The 16,775-nt window shown below is 62.8% G+C and carries 18 protein-coding genes; 15 read left to right on the plus strand and 3 right to left on the minus strand.

Going from position 1 to position 16,775, the window contains the following annotated elements; all coding sequences use genetic code 11:
• Positions 1–3: 3 nt before the first annotated feature.
• The 10 genes from trpS (at position 4) to SS05631_RS00225 (ending at position 9,008) form a co-directional block, all read left to right on the plus strand.
• Positions 4–1,068, plus strand: a complete 1,065-nt coding sequence (gene trpS / locus SS05631_RS00180; protein ID WP_037420760.1) for a tryptophan--tRNA ligase — start codon at positions 4–6, stop codon at positions 1,066–1,068.
• A gap of 52 nt (positions 1,069–1,120) precedes the next feature.
• On the plus strand, positions 1,121–1,612 hold the full coding sequence (locus tag SS05631_RS00185) for a universal stress protein (protein ID WP_037378146.1): 492 nt from the start codon (positions 1,121–1,123) through the stop codon (positions 1,610–1,612).
• Between the two features lie 104 nt (positions 1,613–1,716).
• Positions 1,717–2,283, plus strand: coding sequence for a NifU family protein (locus SS05631_RS00190; protein ID WP_037420756.1), 567 nt, complete (start codon positions 1,717–1,719; stop codon positions 2,281–2,283).
• A gap of 166 nt (positions 2,284–2,449) precedes the next feature.
• Positions 2,450–3,130: a tRNA (adenosine(37)-N6)-threonylcarbamoyltransferase complex dimerization subunit type 1 TsaB gene (tsaB, locus tag SS05631_RS00195; RefSeq protein WP_037420753.1), complete on the plus strand. Its 681-nt coding sequence runs from the start codon at positions 2,450–2,452 to the stop codon at positions 3,128–3,130.
• A gap of 83 nt (positions 3,131–3,213) precedes the next feature.
• A complete protein-coding gene (locus SS05631_RS00200; protein WP_037420750.1) occupies positions 3,214–3,711 on the plus strand; it encodes an N-acetyltransferase in 498 nt (165 codons plus the stop codon).
• Positions 3,712–3,846: 135 nt separating this feature from the next.
• Positions 3,847–4,662 carry a 1-acyl-sn-glycerol-3-phosphate acyltransferase gene (locus SS05631_RS00205; RefSeq protein ID WP_037420747.1) on the plus strand — a complete coding sequence of 272 codons (816 nt, stop codon included), beginning with the start codon at positions 3,847–3,849 and terminating at the stop codon, positions 4,660–4,662.
• Between the two features lie 79 nt (positions 4,663–4,741).
• Positions 4,742–6,142, plus strand: a complete 1,401-nt coding sequence (gene miaB, locus SS05631_RS00210; RefSeq protein WP_037420744.1) for a tRNA (N6-isopentenyl adenosine(37)-C2)-methylthiotransferase MiaB — start codon at positions 4,742–4,744, stop codon at positions 6,140–6,142.
• A gap of 113 nt (positions 6,143–6,255) precedes the next feature.
• Positions 6,256–7,311 (plus strand): PhoH family protein, encoded by a 1,056-nt coding sequence (locus tag SS05631_RS00215; RefSeq protein WP_037420741.1) that lies wholly within the window; start codon positions 6,256–6,258, stop codon positions 7,309–7,311.
• 17 nt (positions 7,312–7,328) lie between these two features.
• Positions 7,329–7,835 carry an rRNA maturation RNase YbeY gene (ybeY, locus tag SS05631_RS00220; protein WP_037420738.1) on the plus strand — a complete coding sequence of 169 codons (507 nt, stop codon included), beginning with the start codon at positions 7,329–7,331 and terminating at the stop codon, positions 7,833–7,835.
• 12 nt (positions 7,836–7,847) lie between these two features.
• On the plus strand, positions 7,848–9,008 hold the full coding sequence (locus SS05631_RS00225; protein ID WP_037420735.1) for a hemolysin family protein: 1,161 nt from the start codon (positions 7,848–7,850) through the stop codon (positions 9,006–9,008).
• Positions 9,009–9,014: 6 nt separating this feature from the next.
• Here SS05631_RS00225 and SS05631_RS00230 read toward each other — a convergent pair whose 3' ends face one another.
• Complete coding sequence (locus tag SS05631_RS00230; protein WP_037420733.1) at positions 9,015–9,590, minus strand: NYN domain-containing protein; 576 nt, start codon at positions 9,588–9,590, stop codon at positions 9,015–9,017.
• A gap of 497 nt (positions 9,591–10,087) precedes the next feature.
• On the opposite strand from SS05631_RS00230, the gene lnt reads away from it, so the two are divergent.
• The 4 genes from lnt (at position 10,088) to SS05631_RS00250 (ending at position 14,669) form a co-directional block, all read left to right on the plus strand.
• A complete protein-coding gene (gene lnt, locus SS05631_RS00235; protein WP_037420730.1) occupies positions 10,088–11,683 on the plus strand; it encodes an apolipoprotein N-acyltransferase in 1,596 nt (531 codons plus the stop codon).
• A gap of 145 nt (positions 11,684–11,828) precedes the next feature.
• Entirely contained in the window at positions 11,829–12,245 is a 417-nt protein-coding gene (locus tag SS05631_RS00240) for a helix-turn-helix domain-containing protein (protein WP_037420727.1), read from the plus strand.
• 224 nt (positions 12,246–12,469) lie between these two features.
• Complete coding sequence (gene metK, locus SS05631_RS00245; RefSeq protein WP_037420724.1) at positions 12,470–13,738, plus strand: methionine adenosyltransferase; 1,269 nt, start codon at positions 12,470–12,472, stop codon at positions 13,736–13,738.
• 232 nt (positions 13,739–13,970) lie between these two features.
• Positions 13,971–14,669: a tRNA (guanosine(46)-N(7))-methyltransferase TrmB gene (locus tag SS05631_RS00250; RefSeq protein ID WP_037420846.1), complete on the plus strand. Its 699-nt coding sequence runs from the start codon at positions 13,971–13,973 to the stop codon at positions 14,667–14,669.
• A gap of 144 nt (positions 14,670–14,813) precedes the next feature.
• On the opposite strand, the gene SS05631_RS00255 is transcribed toward SS05631_RS00250, so the two are convergent.
• Both SS05631_RS00255 and SS05631_RS00260 read right to left on the minus strand, forming a co-directional pair.
• Entirely contained in the window at positions 14,814–15,071 is a 258-nt protein-coding gene (locus SS05631_RS00255) for a DUF1150 family protein (protein WP_012706639.1), read from the minus strand.
• Positions 15,072–15,120: 49 nt separating this feature from the next.
• Positions 15,121–15,552, minus strand: a complete 432-nt coding sequence (locus SS05631_RS00260; RefSeq protein WP_037378185.1) for an Hsp20 family protein — start codon at positions 15,550–15,552, stop codon at positions 15,121–15,123.
• Between the two features lie 247 nt (positions 15,553–15,799).
• On the opposite strand from SS05631_RS00260, the gene SS05631_RS00265 reads away from it, so the two are divergent.
• Positions 15,800–16,744: a nucleoside hydrolase gene (locus SS05631_RS00265; RefSeq protein WP_037420720.1), complete on the plus strand. Its 945-nt coding sequence runs from the start codon at positions 15,800–15,802 to the stop codon at positions 16,742–16,744.
• Positions 16,745–16,775: the final 31 nt, after the last annotated feature.

Consider the following 16,775-nt stretch of genomic DNA (forward strand, 5'->3'; position numbering starts at 1 on the left):
GACATGAACGAATTCAGGCCGCTCGTATTTTCCGGCGTTCAACCGACCGGCAATCTGCATCTCGGCAATTATCTCGGCGCGATCCGAAAATTCGTCGCCCTGCAGGAGAACAACGACTGCATCTATTGCGTCGTCGACCTGCACTCCATCACCGCGCAGCTGGTGCATGACGACCTGCCGGGTCAGATCCGCTCGATCGCGGCCGCCTTCGTCGCCTCGGGCATCGATCCCGAGAAGCATATCGTCTTCAACCAGTCGGCGGTGCCGCAGCATGCGGAGCTTGCCTGGATCTTCAACTGCGTCGCCCGCATCGGCTGGATGAACCGGATGACGCAATTCAAGGACAAGGCCGGCAAGGACCGCGAGAACGCCTCGCTCGGCCTGCTCGCTTACCCGAGCCTGATGGCGGCCGACATTCTCGTCTACCGCGCCACCCATGTTCCGGTCGGTGACGACCAGAAGCAGCATCTGGAGCTCACCCGCGATATTGCCCAGAAGTTCAACATCGACTTCATGGAGCACATCCGGACGCGCGGCTACGGCGTCGACATTGTCGTCGGCGAAGAACCGATCCATGCCTATTTCCCGCCGGTGGAGCCGCTGATCGGCGGACCGGCGCCCCGCGTCATGTCGCTGCGCGACGGCACGAAGAAGATGTCGAAGTCCGATCCGTCGGACCTGTCGCGCATCAATCTGCTGGATGATCCGGAGATGATTGCCAAGAAAATCCGCAAGGCCAAGACCGATCCGGATGCGCTGCCGAGCGAAGCCGAGGGGCTGAAGGGCCGCCCGGAAGCGGAAAACCTCGTCGGCATCTATGCGGCCCTTGCCGACCGGACGAAGGATGAGGTTCTCGCGGAGTTCGGCGGTCAGCAATTCTCGGTCTTCAAACCGGCCCTCATCGATCTCGCCGTCAAAGTGCTGTCGCCGATCACCGGCGAGATGCGTCGTCTGATGGACGACACGGCGCATATCGACTCGATCCTCAGGAATGGCGGCGAGCGGGCGCGGGCGCGGGCGGAAAAGACCATGCGCGAGGTTCGCGAGATCATCGGCTTTTTGCAGTAGTCCGCCGAAATGAGAGCTTGCGGGACGCATGCGGCGATGTAATGTTCGCCGCATGGTTTCCACCCGACTCTCACGACTGGAAGGTCATCGCCGCAAGTTCATGGCGGTGATCGACGACACGCCAGAATGCGGCCGTGCCGTGCACTATGCAGGCATGCGCGCCAAGAACTCCAATGGCGGTCTCGTGCTGCTCTATGTGATCTCCGACGCCGACTTCCAGCAATGGCTGGGGGTGGAGGAAATCATGCGGGCGGAGGCGCGCGAGGAGGCCGAGGCGACGCTGGCCAAGGTCGCGCAGACGGTACGCGAGAGGATCGGCATCGAGCCTGAAATCGTCATTCGCGAGGGGATCGCCACGGAGCAGATATACGCGCTGATCGAGGAAGATCGGGATATCGCCATCCTCGTGCTTGCCGCGGGATCGGCGAAAGAAGGGCCCGGGCCGCTCGTATCGTCGATCGCAGGCAAGGCGGCGGCCTTTCCGATTCCGGTCACGGTCATTCCCGATCTTCTGACCGACGAGGAGATCGACGCGCTGACCTGACAGTGCGGCAGAACGCGCCCTTGCGGCGCCGGAGCGATGCCCCTATATTTTTGAACAATTCTAAAGAGCCGGTTGAGAGTGCTCCCGGCGCAACGGAGAGAACCATGTTCATCCAGACCGAAGCCACGCCGAATCCGGCCACGTTGAAGTTCCTGCCGGGCAAGGTGGTGATGGAGAACGGAACCGCCGAATTCCGAAGCGAGGAAGAGGCGCGCGCCGGTTCGCCGCTGGCGGCACGGCTTTTCTCGATTCCCGGCGTCAGCGGCGTCTATTTCGGCTACGACTTCATCACCGTCAGCAAGGAAGGGCAGGAGTGGCAGCACCTTAAGCCCGCGGTCCTCGGCTCGATTATGGAGCATTTCATGTCCGGCCAGCCGATCATGTCGGGCGCCGGCCGAGCCGAAGAGACGGATCAGGAAGGCGAATTCTATAACGAGGGCGACGAGGCGATCGTCGCGACGATCAAGGAACTGCTCGACACGCGGGTGCGCCCGGCCGTCGCCCAGGATGGCGGCGACATCACCTTCCGGGGTTTCAAGGACGGCACCGTGTTCCTGAACATGAAGGGAGCCTGCTCCGGTTGCCCGTCCTCGACCGCGACGCTCAGGCACGGCGTGCAGAACTTGCTGCGCCATTTCGTGCCCGAGGTCGAATCGGTCGAATCGGTCTGAAGCCGGCCGAGCGGGATAGGCGGATAGGGTTCGTACCGACTTAGGCTTGTTGCAGCCCCAAGATTTTCGGACACCGACGACAGGCGACGGCTGCGGTCGCGCCTTGCAGCGGAAGAGCCTCTTCGCGGGCCGGCGAAGCAGCGCAGGGAGGTCATGGCGTCTCACAATGTTGGTCCTTGCCATCGATACCTCGGGCAGCGGTTGCGCGGCTGCAGTCTATGACGGCGCGGCCGGCGAAGTGCTGGCCCATGCCGGCGCCGACATCGGCCGCGGTCATGCCGAGCGCCTGATGGAGTTCGTCGATGAGGCGCTCTTCGCCTCCGGCAGGGAACTTGCGGACATAGACCGGATCGCCGTCACCGTAGGGCCGGGGTCGTTCACCGGCATTCGCGTCGGCGTCGCAGCGGCGCGCGGCCTGGCGCTTGCCCTCGGCAAGCCGGCCCTCGGTATCACCACGCTCCAGCTTGTTGCCGAGAGCGCCAGGGAGAAGCAGCCGGGGCAGCCGGTGCTGGCGGTCATCGACGCGAAACGGGACGAGGTCTATGTCCAGGCCTTTAGCGCGTGCGGCGAGGCGCAAGGCGAGCCCGAAATCCTGCCGCTCGCCACAGCGCGCGACCGCTTTTCCGGTTTCGTCGGCGTTATTTGCGGCTCCTGCGCACCGCTCGTTGCCTCGGCCGATACGGTCGGCAAGCCGGACGAGATCGATATCGCCATCGATATCGGCCTCGTCGGCCGGCTAGGCGCTACGGCCGATCCAGCCTCGGCCAAGCCGAAACCGCTCTACTTGCGGGGCCCGGATGCAAAGCCTCAGGCGGGCTTCGCCGTCAGGAGGGCGACGGCAGGATAGACCCGTTCAGCCAATCGAGACAGCCGGCCGGCGCCCTGGATGAGGAGGGCGCGGTACCGTCGAGCCGGATGCGCAGGACAGAGATGAGCTTCACCGACTATTTCACGCGCCGAACTGAATTCGACATCTTCCCACTGGAGGAGGCGGACCTGATCGCGGCGGCAACTCTGCACAGCCAGCGTTTCGCCAAGCCCTGGAGCGACGGCGAAATTCATGCGCTCCTGCTGCAGGAAACGGTCTTCGGCTTCGCTGCCCGCCAGACGAATGGCACGTTTCGACCTGCATTCGGAGGCTTCGTGCTGTCGCGTGCCGCCGCGGGTGAGGCCGAGGTCCTGTCGATCGGCGTCGATCCGCGTTTTGCCCGCTCCGGTCTCGGCTGGCGGCTGATGCAGGCGGTGATGCGCGAGGCGACCGTCAAGGGCGCTGAGACGCTATTCCTCGAAGTCGATGAGACGAACCTGGCAGCGATCGGACTCTACGGCAAGCTCGGCTTCGCGAAGGTCGGCGAGCGCAAGGCCTATTATCAGGGAGCGGGCGGGTCGAGCACGGCCGCCCTTGTCATGCGGCTCGATCTTCGCTAGAGCATTTTGCAGGCAGGTGGACTCACCTGCCGTCGCATAAATGCGGCAAATCAATCCGATAGAGCGGCGGCGCGGACGCATTGAGCGCACCCGCTCCAGTCCCGTCGAAGTGGTCGGATCAGAAAGTCTTTCCGGATGATCAACTGGATACGGGTCGCGCTCTACGCCATCCTGCTGGCGATCGTCTCTTTGCTGCTGATGCCGGTCCAACTTGTCTGCCTCTGGCTGGATATGAAGCCGCGCCGCTTCCTGCCGCGGTTCTGGCATCGCATCGCCTGCCGTCTGCTCGGCCTTCGCGTTCGGGTCCACGGGGAATTGGATCGGCGGCGGCCGCTGCTGATAAGCGCCAATCACGTCTCCTGGAAGGACATAATGGTCCTGTCGTCCATTGCCGATGTCGTTTTCGTAGCCAAGTCGGACGTCAGGGACTGGCCCGTCTTCGGTATCCTTGCCCGCCTGCAGGCCTCGGTTTTTATTGAACGGGAGCAGAAACGCACAACCGGCCACCAGGTAAGCGAGATCGGCCGCCGGCTCGCGGACGGCGAGGTCGTCGTGCTCTTTCCGGAGGGCACGACTTCGGACGGCAACCGCCTTCTCGAGATCAAGACCTCGCTGTTCGGCGCAGCCGCCTCGGCCGTGCCGCAGTCGCCGACCGGCGTCGTGCATGTCCAGCCGGTGGCGATTTCCTATACGGGCATCCATGGCATGCCCATGGGCCGCTACTACCGGCCGATCGCGGCCTGGCCGGGCGACATCGGGCTGCTGCCGCACCTCGTCGGGGTCCTTCGGGAAGGGGCGATCGACGTGGAAGTGGATTTCGGCGAGGCGGTGGATTACGACCGGCACTCCAGCCGCAAGACCATCAGCCGCCTCGTCGAGCAGCGGATCCGCAACATGTTGTCGGACCGGCTGAGAGGCCGGGCGCCGGCCCGCGAGAGGACCGCGGCCTAGCGATAACGAGCCGCCCCGCCGCCTTGGGTGCCGGCCGAAAATGCTTCAACTTTGGGCCGCTTTGCACTAAAGAACCCGCATGACCCAGGAAACCGCTCTTCTGCCGAAATCGCCCGTGGCGGGCGAGGAACACGCTCCGGCGCGCAAGGTCTTCGTCAAGACCTATGGCTGCCAGATGAATGTCTACGATTCCGACCGTATGTCCGACGCGCTCACGCGGGACGGCTATATTGCGACGGACGTGCTGGAAGATGCCGATTTCGTGCTGCTCAACACCTGTCATATCCGCGAGAAGGCCGCCGAAAAGGTCTATTCCGAACTGGGCCGGCTGCGCGAACTGAAGAAGGCGAAGGCGAGCGCGGGCCGTGAAATGGTGATCGGCGTCGCCGGCTGCGTCGCCCAGGCCGAGGGCAACGAGATACTACGGCGTGCGCCGGCGGTCGACCTCGTCATCGGCCCGCAAACCTACCACCGGTTGCCCGAGGCGTTGAAGCGGGCGAGGAGCGGCGAGCGCGTCGTCGAGACGGACTACGCCATCGAGGACAAGTTCGAGCATCTGCCGGCGCCGGACAGGGCCAAGACCCGTGCCCGCGGCGTCACCGCCTTTCTCACCGTGCAAGAAGGATGCGACAAATTCTGCACCTTCTGTGTGGTGCCCTACACACGCGGCTCGGAAGTCTCGCGCCCGGTGGCGCAGATCGTCGCTGAGGCGGAAAAGCTGGTCGACGGCGGCGTGCGTGAGATCACGCTGCTCGGCCAGAACGTCAACGCCTGGCACGCAACGGGGCCTGACGGACGCGACTGGGGCCTCGGCGACCTTCTGAGGCGCCTCGCCGAGATCGACGGCCTTGCGCGGCTGCGCTACACGACCAGCCACCCGCGCGACATGGACGAGAGCCTGATCGAGGCGCACCGATCGATGGCCAAGCTGATGCCCTATCTGCATCTGCCGGTCCAATCCGGGTCCGATCGCATCCTGAAAGCGATGAACCGGCGCCATACGGCGGCCGAATATCTTGCCCTTGTCGAGCGGATTCGCACCGTTCAACCCGATCTGGCGCTCTCCGGCGATTTCATCGTCGGCTTCCCGGGCGAGACCGACCAGGATTTCGAGGACACGATGCGTCTCGTCGAGGCGGTGGGTTATGCACAGGCCTTCTCTTTCAAATATTCAAGTCGCCCGGGTACGCCGGGGGCCGATCTCAAGGACCAGGTTCCCGAAGACGTAAAGGCCAAGCGACTGGAAAGATTGCAGACTTTGCTCTTCAAACAGCAGCGCGACTTTGCCGCCGCCTGCGTCGGCAGAGAGATAGACCTGCTTCTGGACAAGCCCGGCCGCATGCCGGGTCAGCTAGTCGGCCGCTCGCCCTGGCTGCAGCCCGTGAATGTTGATGCAAAACGATCGCAAATCGGTGACATTATCAAGGTACGAATCACCAAGGCCGGCCCGAACAGCCTGTTTGCCGAGAAGATCGAATAGAGCAGGGGCACGAGAGCCTTCTCGGGAGCTTTTGCTGAGTTAAGGCGTTAGAACATTCTCTGCGCGTCATTTCACGCGCGGTGCCGAGATCGAGAGTGAGGAGCCAGAACCGCTTGAACGGACACGAAATGATTTCAACCTCATCGCGCCATTCCAAGACAACCGCGACAGACGCCAATCACTTCGTGCTCACGTTCGAGAACAATCGGTTCGCCAGCGAGCTCTTCGGCCAATTCGACCAGAATTTGAAATTGCTTGAGGAACGGCTGCGCGTCGATGCCAGGCCGCGCGGCAATTCCGTTGCGATCTCCGGCGACATCGTGGCGACCAACCAGGCGCGGCGCGCGCTCGACTATCTCTATGGAAGACTGCAAAGTGGGGCTTCGATCGATACGTCCGACGTCGAAGGGGCGATCCGCATGGCGGTCGCGGCCGACGACCAGCTGCAGTTGCCGACCATGGAGCGCAAAGCCAAGTTGACGATGGCGCAGATTTCGACGCGCAAGAAGACGATTGCTGCGCGCACGCCGATGCAGGACGCCTATATCCGGGCCATGGAGCGGGCGGAGCTCGTCTTCGGCGTCGGCCCGGCCGGCACCGGCAAGACCTATCTCGCCGTCGCCCATGCGGCCCAGCTGCTGGAGCGCGGCGCGGTCGACCGCATCATCCTGTCGCGGCCGGCGGTCGAAGCGGGCGAGCGGCTCGGCTTCCTGCCCGGCGACATGAAAGAGAAGGTCGATCCCTATCTCAGGCCGCTCTACGATGCGCTTTACGACATGATGCCGGGCGACAAGGTGGAACGGGCGATTTCGGCCGGCGTGATCGAGATCGCGCCGCTCGCCTTCATGCGCGGCCGGACGCTCGCCAATGCCGCCGTCATCCTCGACGAGGCGCAGAACACGACGTCGATGCAGATGAAAATGTTCCTGACGCGCCTCGGCGAAAACGGCCGGATGATCGTCACCGGCGATCCGAGCCAGGTCGACCTGCCGCGCGGCGTGAAATCCGGTCTCGTCGAGGCGCTGCAGATCCTCAAGGGCGTCGAAGGCGTGTCGGTGATCCGCTTCAAGGATGCCGACGTGGTGCGCCATCCGATGGTGGCGCGGATCGTCAGGGCCTATGAAAGCCATACGGCCGTTCACGACGAAAGCGAACAGAGCGACCGCTGAGGCGGTCGCGACCAGTCATGACGGCTTTGGATATTCAGATCAGCGTCGATGAAGGAGACTGGCCGCCGGAGGACCGGTTGCAGGCCCTTTCTGCGCGCATTCTCGGCGCGGCCGCGGATTTTCTCGCCACCGAGGAGAAGCAGCCGTTCCCGGCGGAACCGCCGGAACTGTCGCTGGTCTTCACCGACGATCGGTCTATGCGGGAGATCAACGCCGAATGGCGCAACCAGGACAAGCCGACCAACGTGTTGTCCTTCCCCGCCTTCCCGGTGACGCCCGGCAGGATGCCGGGGCCGATGCTTGGCGACATTATCGTCGCCTACGAGACGCTGAAGCGCGAAGCCGATGAATTGGAGAAATCTTTCGACGAGCATCTGACGCATCTTCTCGTCCATGGATTCCTCCATCTTTTCGGCTATGATCATATTGAAGACGACGAAGCGGAAAGAATGGAAGGGTTGGAGACTCGCATTTTGGCGCGTCTTGGCCTATCTGATCCCTACGGGGACCGGACCCCGGATTGACAGTTTGGAACAATGAGCGACTTCAAGACACAGCCGGCAACGGTTGCCAGCGAGGAGGCCGATGCCTCCGGCGACGCCGACGCGGGCAGTAGTAGTACCACCGCCCGACCAGAGGGCAACAAATCCACCTCATCCTTCTGGAGCCGTGCGGCCCGCCTGTGGCGCGGTGCGGGTGCGTCAAGCCTGCGCGAGGATCTCGCCGACGCGCTGATGACGGATGCCGACAGCAACACCGCCTTTTCGCCCGAAGAGCGGGCGATGCTCAACAACATCCTCCGCTTCCGCGAGGTCCGCGTTGAGGACGTGATGGTGCCGCGTGCCGATATCGAAGCGGTCGATCAGAGCATCACGATCGGCGAACTCATGGTTCTCTTCGAAGAATCCGGCCGTTCGCGCATGCCGGTCTATAGCGAGGGCCTCGACGACCCGCGCGGCATGGTCCATATCCGCGACCTGCTCGCCTATGTGACCCGGCAGGCCCGCAACCGCCGCCGCAACGGGAAGGCAGCGCATCCGGTCGTCGCCGACAAGGTGGAGAAGACGCCGCGCCCGCCGAGGCCGGGCTTCGATCTATCGCGCGTCGACCTGAACAAATCGGTCGAGGAGGCGGGCATCATTCGCCAGGTCCTCTTCGTGCCCCCTTCGATGCTCGCTTCCGACCTGATGCAACGCATGCAGGCCGCACGCATTCAGATGGCGCTCGTCATCGACGAGTATGGCGGCACCGACGGGCTGGTCTCGCTCGAAGACATTGTCGAGATGGTGGTCGGCGACATCGAGGACGAGCATGACGACGACGAGGTGATGTTCGCCCGCTCGTCGGACGACGTTTTCGTGGCGGACGCGCGTGTCGAGCTCGAGGAGATTGCCGAGGCGATCGGTCGGGATTTCGACGTGCGCGAGCAGCTCGAGGACGTCGACACGCTGGGCGGCCTGGTCTTCGCATCGCTCGGCCGCATTCCGGTCCGCGGCGAGGTGGTGCAGGCCATTCCCGGCTTCGAGTTCCAAATCCTCGACGCCGATCCGCGTCGCGTAAAGCGGGTGCGCATCATGCGCAAGCGGCCGCCGGCACGCCGGCGAGTGGTCAAGCCCGAAAAGGAAATCTTGCCCGATGCGCTGCCGGCGAATGGCGGCGCTCAGGCAAACGCCCCGCCTCCGAGCTCGGCGGAATGATATGTTTTAGGTGGTGAGCGTTTCGTCGACCGGCTTGGCGGTCTGGGGCGACGCCTGTGGATGGCGGTCGATCTCGCTGCGCAATGTGATGAGATCGATGAAATGATCAGCTTGGCGGCGCAGTTCGTCGGCGATCATCGGCGGCTGGGTCGTGAGCGTCGAAACGACGGAAACCTTGCGTCCCCTGCGCTGCAACGCGTCCACCAGGGTGGTGAAATTGCCGTCGCCGGAGAAGAGGACGAAATGGTCGACGACGCGGCACTGTTCCATCGCGTCGATCGCGAGTTCTACATCCATGCTCCCCTTGATCTTGCGCCGGCCCTGGGCGTCAGTGAATTCCTTGGCCGGTTTGGTCACGACCGTGTAGCCATTGTAGTCCAGCCAGTCGATCAAGGGCCGGATCGAGGAAAATTCGAGGTCTTCGATGAGCGCCGTGTAGTAGTAGGCGCGCAGCAGATAGGCGCGTTTGTGGAATGCGGTCAACAACTTCCGGTAATCGATGTCGAAGCCGAGGCTCTTCGATGTCGCGTAGAGATTGGCGCCGTCAATGAAAAGCGCGATCTTTTCGCGGGTATCGAACATGGGGACCCCTTTTTTGTCCGAGATGCTGTTCTGGATCGCCTGTCCTACAACGCCGCGCGGTCAAGAGACGTGCAAAGGTCGCTGTAGCACTTTGAATTGCTGCATGATTTCCTCCTCAAATCAATTCTCGAATTTTAGGAGTGATGCAGTAGACGCGTCACATGGGCCCAGTGCCGAGTAGTTGGACCAGACTAACGGCATCGTCCCCAGGAGGGAACAACCAGCGGTGGCCGGAGCGTGAATTCTGCCGGCTGTGGTTAATCCGGCTTCTATCTCAACCAGTCGGGCGGTGATCCGGGTAATTGTCCTCTCTCTTCATCTCGCCACGATCTGCTGCATGATTTCGTGAAGCGGAACCGACCCAAGGCCAAACCATGCAGCAGCGGCGCGGCGCCGCCACGGCCACGGGACAAGCAAGCGGTTTTTTGGAAAACTGCCGGCACTGATTCGATTGATCTTACGCGCGAGGCCTTTCGCCGGCGCGACTTGGAGGCTGCATGGAAAAACTGGCAGGCAGGATCATATTGCTCTCCGGGGCGTCTCGCGCCTTGGTCGGCTTCCTCGCGGGCGTGCTGGCGATGCTCGCCCAGCCGCCTTTCGGCATCTTCGCGGCGGCCTTCATTTCCTTTCCGATGCTCGTCTGGCTGATCGACGGGGTACCGACCCATCCCGACGACGGCGTCGTCCGGCGGCTCCTGCCGGCGGCTGCGATCGGCTGGAGTTTCGGCTTCGGCTATTTCCTCGGCGGTCTTTGGTGGCTCGGCAACGCGCTCCTGGTGGAGGCGGATCTCTTCGCCTGGGCCTTGCCGCTGGCCGTCATCGGCCTTCCCGCCGCGCTCGCCCTGTTCTATGCGCTCGCCGTGATCATCGCCCGCTGCCTCTGGTCAGACGGCGTCGGACGTATTGCTGCGCTTGCGGTCGGCTTCGGCCTCTCTGAATGGCTGCGCAGCTTCCTCTTTACCGGCTTCCCCTGGAATGCGATCGGCTATGCGGCAATGCCGATGCCGCTGATGATGCAATCGGCGAGCGTCCTGAATGTGGCGACGATCAATATGCTTGCGGTCTTCGTGTTTGCCGCTCCGGCCCTCGTCGGCACCGGCAGGGGCGCGCGGATCGGCCTTGCCGCCGCTGCACTGCTCTTCGCTGCGCATATCGGCTACGGCTATCACCGGCTTTCCCTGCCGGCGCCGCAGCCGATGATGCCGGAACGCACAGTTCGTCTTGTGCAGCCGGTGATCGACCAGGCGAAGAAGATGGACGACCGCGAGCGCGCGGCGATCTTCGAGGAGCATCTGTCCTTGACCGCCGCGCCGCCGCAGGCGGGCGGCAAGCGCCCGGATATCATCGTCTGGCCGGAAACCTCGATCCCCTTCATCCTGACGGACAATCCCGACGCGCTGACCCGGATCGCGGAGGTTCTCCAGGAGGGGCAAATCCTCGTGGCGGGCGCCGTGCGGGCCGAGGACGCGGGGGCGGGCCTGCCGCCGCGCTACTACAATTCGATCTACGTGATCGACGACCGCGGCCAGATCGTCGGCGCGGCGGACAAGGTGCATCTCGTTCCATTCGGCGAGTATCTGCCGTTCGAGGACGTCCTCAATTCCTGGGGCTTGAGTTCGATTGCCGCGAATATGCCTGGTGGCTTCTCGGCGGCGCCGAACCGTTCGGTCCTGACGCTGCCCGGCGGCAGGACATTCTATCCGCTGATCTGTTACGAGGCGATCTTTGCCGACGAAATCGACGGCAATGCGCAGCTCTCCGACGCTCTCCTGAACGTCACCAATGACGCCTGGTTCGGCGACACGCCCGGCCCGCGCCAGCATCTCCATCAGGCTCGGCTGCGCACAATCGAGACCGGCACGCCAATGATCCGAGCCGCCAACACCGGTATATCAGCAATTGTTGATGCACGTGGTGTTTTAGTGGTAGGATTAGGATACAATTACAAGGGAGTGACGGACACAATTCTGCCGGGCAGGATGCCCACCATGACCGACAGCACGATGCGTGGCAGGATCTTCTGGTTCACGGCGGCGTTTCTATTGTTGGTTGCGGTAATCTCGCGCAGGGGTTTTAATTTTTGGACGAATTGACCTAAAACCCCTAAAATTGCATAGTGTATTTCACCATCAACCCATGCCTGCCACTGGAGCCCTGCTTTCGCTGGCAGGCTGTTCATCAATTGCTGCGTCAATGATGGGTTGTGGCCATCGAAACAGCGTGTTCAGGAACGCGACTATGGTTGAAAACAAGAAGAAGCCGAACCCGATCGACATTCATGTCGGTAGCAGGATTCGCCTTCGCCGGACGATGCTTGGCATGAGCCAGGAGAAGCTCGGCGAGAGTCTGGGGATCACATTCCAGCAAATCCAAAAATACGAAAAGGGAACGAACCGCGTCGGTGCGAGCCGGCTGCAGAACATCTCCTCCATCCTCAACGTCCCGGTCTCGTTCTTTTTCGAGGATGCTCCGGGCGAGGGCGGCGCCGGATCAGGCATAGCGGAAGCGCCGAGCTCCAATTATGTGGTGGACTTCCTCTCCTCTTCCGAAGGCCTGCAGCTCAACCGGGCATTCGTGAAGATTTCCGATCCGAAGGTCCGCCGCAAGCTGGTGGATCTGGTGAAGGCACTGGCGGCCGAAGCCGAGAGCGAATAGCAGAACTTTCCGACCTTACGAAAAAAGCGGCCCAGGGCCGCTTTTTTCGTAGGTGCCGGGGGCTCCTGAGACTGTTTTTGTCGGTCGGCGCGGCTTGGAGAAATGCCGTTCCAATCATCGTCGCGATATCGATATAAAGATATATTTATGTCCTTGTGCGCTTGTTTTTCGGTGGCAAAACCACTAACAGTGAACATGCTTCTTTCATTGAGGGGACTTCCCGTATGCGCGCAAATTACCTGTTCACCAGCGAATCCGTTGCCGAAGGTCATCCGGACAAAGTGTGCGACCGCATCTCCGACGAGATCGTCGACCTGGTCTACCGCGAAGCGGCGAAATGCGGAGTCGACCCGTGGACCGTGCGCATTGCTTGCGAAACGCTGGCGACCACCAACCGCGTCGTCATCGCCGGTGAAGTACGCCTGCCGCCGAGCCTTCTGAAAAAGGACAAGAACGGCAACGACGTCATCAACCCCTCGAAGTTCAAGGCGGCCGCCCGCAAGGCGATCCGCGACATCGGCTACGAGCAGGACGGCTTCCACTGGAAGACGGCGAAGATTGACGTGCTGCTGCACTTCCAGTCGGCGCACATCGCCCAGGGCGTTGACAATGCCGCCGACAAGCAGGGCGAAGAGGGGGCCGGCGACCAGGGGATCATGTTCGGCTATGCCTGCCGCGAGACCGCCGAGCTCATGCCGGCGCCCATCTACTATTCGCACCGCATCCTCAATCTGCTCGCCGCCGCCCGCAAGAAGGGCGAGGGCGACGTTGCCAAGCTTGGCCCGGACGCCAAGAGCCAGGTGACAGTACGCTATGTCGAGGGCAAGCCGAGCGAAGTCACCTCCATCGTCCTGTCGACCCAGCACCTCGACGACAGCTGGGATTCCGCCAAGGTCCGCAAGGTCGTGGAGCCCTATATCCGCGAGGCCCTCGACGACGTGAAGATCGCCGACGACTGCACCTGGTACATCAACCCGACCGGCAAGTTCGTCATCGGCGGACCGGACGGCGACGCGGGTCTCACCGGCCGCAAGATCATCGTCGACACCTATGGCGGCGCCGCACCGCATGGCGGCGGTGCCTTCTCCGGCAAGGACACGACCAAGGTCGATCGCTCGGCCGCCTATGCCGCCCGCTATCTCGCGAAAAACGTCGTGGCGGCCAACCTCGCGGAACGCTGCACGATCCAGCTTTCCTATGCGATCGGCGTCGCCCAGCCGCTGTCGATCTATGTCGACCTGCACGGTACTGGCAAGGTTTCGGAAGACCAGGTCGAGAAGGCCATCCGCAAGACGATGGACCTTTCGCCGACCGGCATCCGCCGCCACCTCGACCTCAACAAGCCGATCTATGCCAAGACCTCCGCCTATGGCCACTTCGGCCGCAAGGCTGGCCGCGACGGCTCCTTCTCCTGGGAGAAGCTCGACCTCGTCAAGCCGCTCAAGGAAGCGATCTCGCTCGATTCTGCGCCGATCAGCAGCCGCGCCGCTTGATATTCACACACGGGTGGGCCGAAGAGGCTGGCGTCAGCGCCACGGTGTTGCCGCGGTTGAACGCAAGTGAAAAGCAGATCGGGGCGGATGCTCGAAGGAGCCTCCGCCCCTCTGCTTGCGCGGGAAGATGTGAGCGGTCAGGCGCCGGCGTCTGGACATAATGAAGTCGATCATGCTTGTGATCTTCGGTCGAATGAGACCGAAAATCGTCATGATCCAAGGAAGAACAAATATGACCGAACCGCGTGGTGCCAGATCGACGGAGGCCTTCTTCGGGCGCCGCAAGGGCAAGCCGTTGCGGGAACGCCAGGCAGCGCAGCTCGAGACGCTGCTGCCGGTCCTGAGGCTCGATCTCAAGCAACCGTCGCCGGACGATCTGTCGGCGCTGTTTCCCGCGGAGGTCAAGCGGATTCGCCTGGAAATCGGCTTCGGCGGCGGCGAGCATCTCATTCATCGGGCGGCGGAGGATCCGTCCACCGGCTTCATCGGCGTCGAACCCTTCGTCAATTCCATGGCAAAGCTGCTCGGCCAGATCGAAGCGAGGGAGATCGACAATGTCCGCCTCTATGACGACGATGCCACGCAGGTGCTGGACTGGCTGCCGGAGGCTTCCGTCGATCAGATCGATCTGCTCTATCCCGATCCCTGGCCGAAGCGGAAGCATTGGAAGCGGAGGTTCGTCTCAAAGGTCAATCTCGACCGCTTCGCGCGCGTTCTGAAACCCGGCGGCCTCTTCTGCTTCGCCTCGGACATCGACAACTATGTCAATTGGACGCTCATCCATTGCCGCGACCACGCCGCCTTCGACTGGACGGCGGAAAGATCGGCCGATTGGCTGACCCCGTTTGCCGGCTGGCCGAGCACGCGCTACGAGGCCAAGGCCCGACGGGAAGGCAGAAGTTCGGCCTATCTGACGTTTCGGCGCGTTTAGGACACTTTGCGCTTTGGCCTTACCCCAGCTAGTGCGGAAAATGGGCGGTGGGACATAGCCCCTTGTTCCTTCTGCCCGTCGCTTCGGGGAGAAGGTGGCGGCAGCTGGATGAGGCGCCAGATTCAGCTGGAACGCCTCAGCCGCTCAATGCAGGCTGACGGTGCGAAGGTCGTCCTCGGCGGCCTTGAAGAAGGTGCTCGAGCGGTTGTCGGTCAACAGGATCGGCGTGCCGTCCGCCGCAAACAGGGCCCAGAGATCGATGCCCGGTCCCATCTCGGGCGCTTCCGGAAAGCAGCGGGAGACCTCCTCCGACCGCATCTTGCGGATATAGCCGACTTCGCCGGCGCCGAGATGCGCAAGGTCGTTTTTCGACAGCGATGAGGTGATGGTTTTCAGTCCCATGGTCATGCTCCGTGGTCGCCGACGCGGGAGGAAAATCCCGCCGGTTATCCTATTCTGGGACCGAAATGTTAATTTTCTTTACCATACGGACCGGCTCGGGGCGCACCAGATCGACCGACAGAAGACCGTTGCGAAGTTCGGCGCCGAGCACCCGCATGCCGTCGGCAAGCACGAAGGTCCGCTGGAATTGCCGGGCGGCGATGCCGCGATGCAGGTAGTCCCGTTCGCCGGTTTCGACCTGGCGGCCACGGATGACGAGCTGGTTTTCCTCCGTCGTGACCTCCAGATCCTCTTCGGAGAATCCGGCGACGGCAAGCGTGATCCGCAGCCGTTCCGGCGTACCGGCGGCGCTATCGCCGCGAATGCGCTCGATATTGTAGGGAGGGTATCCGTCGTTCGCCTTGGCGATCCGCTCGAGGGTCTTTTCCATGCTGTCGAAGCCCACCAGCAGCGGGCTCGTAAAGGGCGTAATCCTGCTCATTCCAAGTCCTTGTGAGCTCAAGCGACCATCTTTCGGACCTGCCAGGCAGCATCCTTCGACAGCAATATGGTAGCTGTGCGCAACGAGTGCAAGCGGCTTGCCTCGGCCGCTGACGCAAATCATAGTCCGCTGCGGAGGTCCAATTCCCCGGCGCACGCGCAGGCTGCTCAAGTCTCCCCGTGACCGGCTCACCTCACCAGGTCATGGCCTGGCGATCCGATACCATCCGACTCGCAGGAGGAAGACAGTGACAAGCGCGAGAAAGATCATCATCGACACGGATCCGGGACAGGACGATGCGGCCGCCATCATGCTGGCCTTCGGCAGTCCGGAGGAAATCGACGTGCTCGGCATCACCACGGTTGCCGGCAACGTGCCGTTGACGCTGACGTCGCGCAATGCGCGGATCGTCTGCGAACTTTGCAACAGGACCGACATCAAGGTCTTTGCCGGGGCCGAGCGGCCCGTGGCGCGGCCGCTGGTGACGGCCGAACATGTGCACGGCAAGACCGGCCTCGACGGTCCTGAACTCAGCGAGCCGACCCTGCCGCTGCAGGAGCAGCACGCCGTCGACTTCATCATCGAGACGCTGCTTGCCGAAGCGCCGGACACAGTGACGCTCTGCACGCTGGGTCCGTTGACCAATATCGCCCTGGCGCTCACGAGGACGCCGGAAATCGCGCCGCGGGTGCGGGAGCTGGTGATGATGGGCGGCGGCTTCTTTGAAGGCGGCAACATCACGCCGGCGGCCGAATTCAACGTCTATGTCGATCCGGAAGCCGCCGAGATCGTCTTCCGCTCCGGCATTCCCATCGTCATGATACCGCTCGACGTGACGCATCGCGTCCTCACCCATAAGGTCCGGGTCGAGAAAATCCGCGCCATCGGCCGCCCGGCGGCGGTCGCGCTCGCTGAAATGCTGGAATTCTTCGAACGCTTCGACATCGAGAAATACGGCACCGATGGCGGGCCTTTGCACGATCCGACGGTGATCGCCTATCTCTTGCGGCCGGAGCTCTTCACCGGCCGCGACTGCAATGTCGAGATCGAGACGGCGTCGGCGCTGACCACCGGCATGACCGTCGTCGACTGGTGGCAGGTCACCGGCCGAAAGCACAATGCCAAGGTGATGCGCCATATCGACGACGAGGGATTCTTCGAGCTCCTGACCGATCGCCTGGCGCGCCTCTGAAAATGAAAGCGGCGCCCGTCGGGCGCCGCTT

Origin of the sequence: Sinorhizobium sp. CCBAU 05631 (assembly GCF_002288505.1) — a bacterium.
Lineage (GTDB): Bacteria > Pseudomonadota > Alphaproteobacteria > Rhizobiales > Rhizobiaceae > Sinorhizobium > Sinorhizobium fredii_C.

Excerpts from the sequence above, each read along its gene's own strand:
- trpS (WP_037420760.1), top strand. The coding sequence starts at position 4 with ATGAACGAATTCAGGCCGCTCGTATTTTCCGGCGTTCAACCGACCGGC.
- SS05631_RS00185 (WP_037378146.1), top strand. The coding sequence starts at position 1,121 with ATGGTTTCCACCCGACTCTCACGACTGGAAGGTCATCGCCGCAAGTTC.
- SS05631_RS00190 (WP_037420756.1), top strand. The coding sequence starts at position 1,717 with ATGTTCATCCAGACCGAAGCCACGCCGAATCCGGCCACGTTGAAGTTC.
- tsaB (WP_037420753.1), top strand. The coding sequence starts at position 2,450 with ATGTTGGTCCTTGCCATCGATACCTCGGGCAGCGGTTGCGCGGCTGCA.
- SS05631_RS00200 (WP_037420750.1), top strand. The coding sequence starts at position 3,214 with ATGAGCTTCACCGACTATTTCACGCGCCGAACTGAATTCGACATCTTC.
- SS05631_RS00205 (WP_037420747.1), top strand. The coding sequence starts at position 3,847 with ATGATCAACTGGATACGGGTCGCGCTCTACGCCATCCTGCTGGCGATC.
- miaB (WP_037420744.1), top strand. The coding sequence starts at position 4,742 with ATGACCCAGGAAACCGCTCTTCTGCCGAAATCGCCCGTGGCGGGCGAG.
- ybeY (WP_037420738.1), top strand. The coding sequence starts at position 7,329 with ATGACGGCTTTGGATATTCAGATCAGCGTCGATGAAGGAGACTGGCCG.
- SS05631_RS00225 (WP_037420735.1), top strand. The coding sequence starts at position 7,848 with ATGAGCGACTTCAAGACACAGCCGGCAACGGTTGCCAGCGAGGAGGCC.
- SS05631_RS00230 (WP_037420733.1), bottom strand. The coding sequence starts at position 9,590 with ATGTTCGATACCCGCGAAAAGATCGCGCTTTTCATTGACGGCGCCAAT.
- lnt (WP_037420730.1), top strand. The coding sequence starts at position 10,088 with ATGGAAAAACTGGCAGGCAGGATCATATTGCTCTCCGGGGCGTCTCGC.
- SS05631_RS00240 (WP_037420727.1), top strand. The coding sequence starts at position 11,829 with ATGGTTGAAAACAAGAAGAAGCCGAACCCGATCGACATTCATGTCGGT.
- metK (WP_037420724.1), top strand. The coding sequence starts at position 12,470 with ATGCGCGCAAATTACCTGTTCACCAGCGAATCCGTTGCCGAAGGTCAT.
- SS05631_RS00250 (WP_037420846.1), top strand. The coding sequence starts at position 13,971 with ATGACCGAACCGCGTGGTGCCAGATCGACGGAGGCCTTCTTCGGGCGC.
- SS05631_RS00255 (WP_012706639.1), bottom strand. The coding sequence starts at position 15,071 with ATGGGACTGAAAACCATCACCTCATCGCTGTCGAAAAACGACCTTGCG.
- SS05631_RS00260 (WP_037378185.1), bottom strand. The coding sequence starts at position 15,552 with ATGAGCAGGATTACGCCCTTTACGAGCCCGCTGCTGGTGGGCTTCGAC.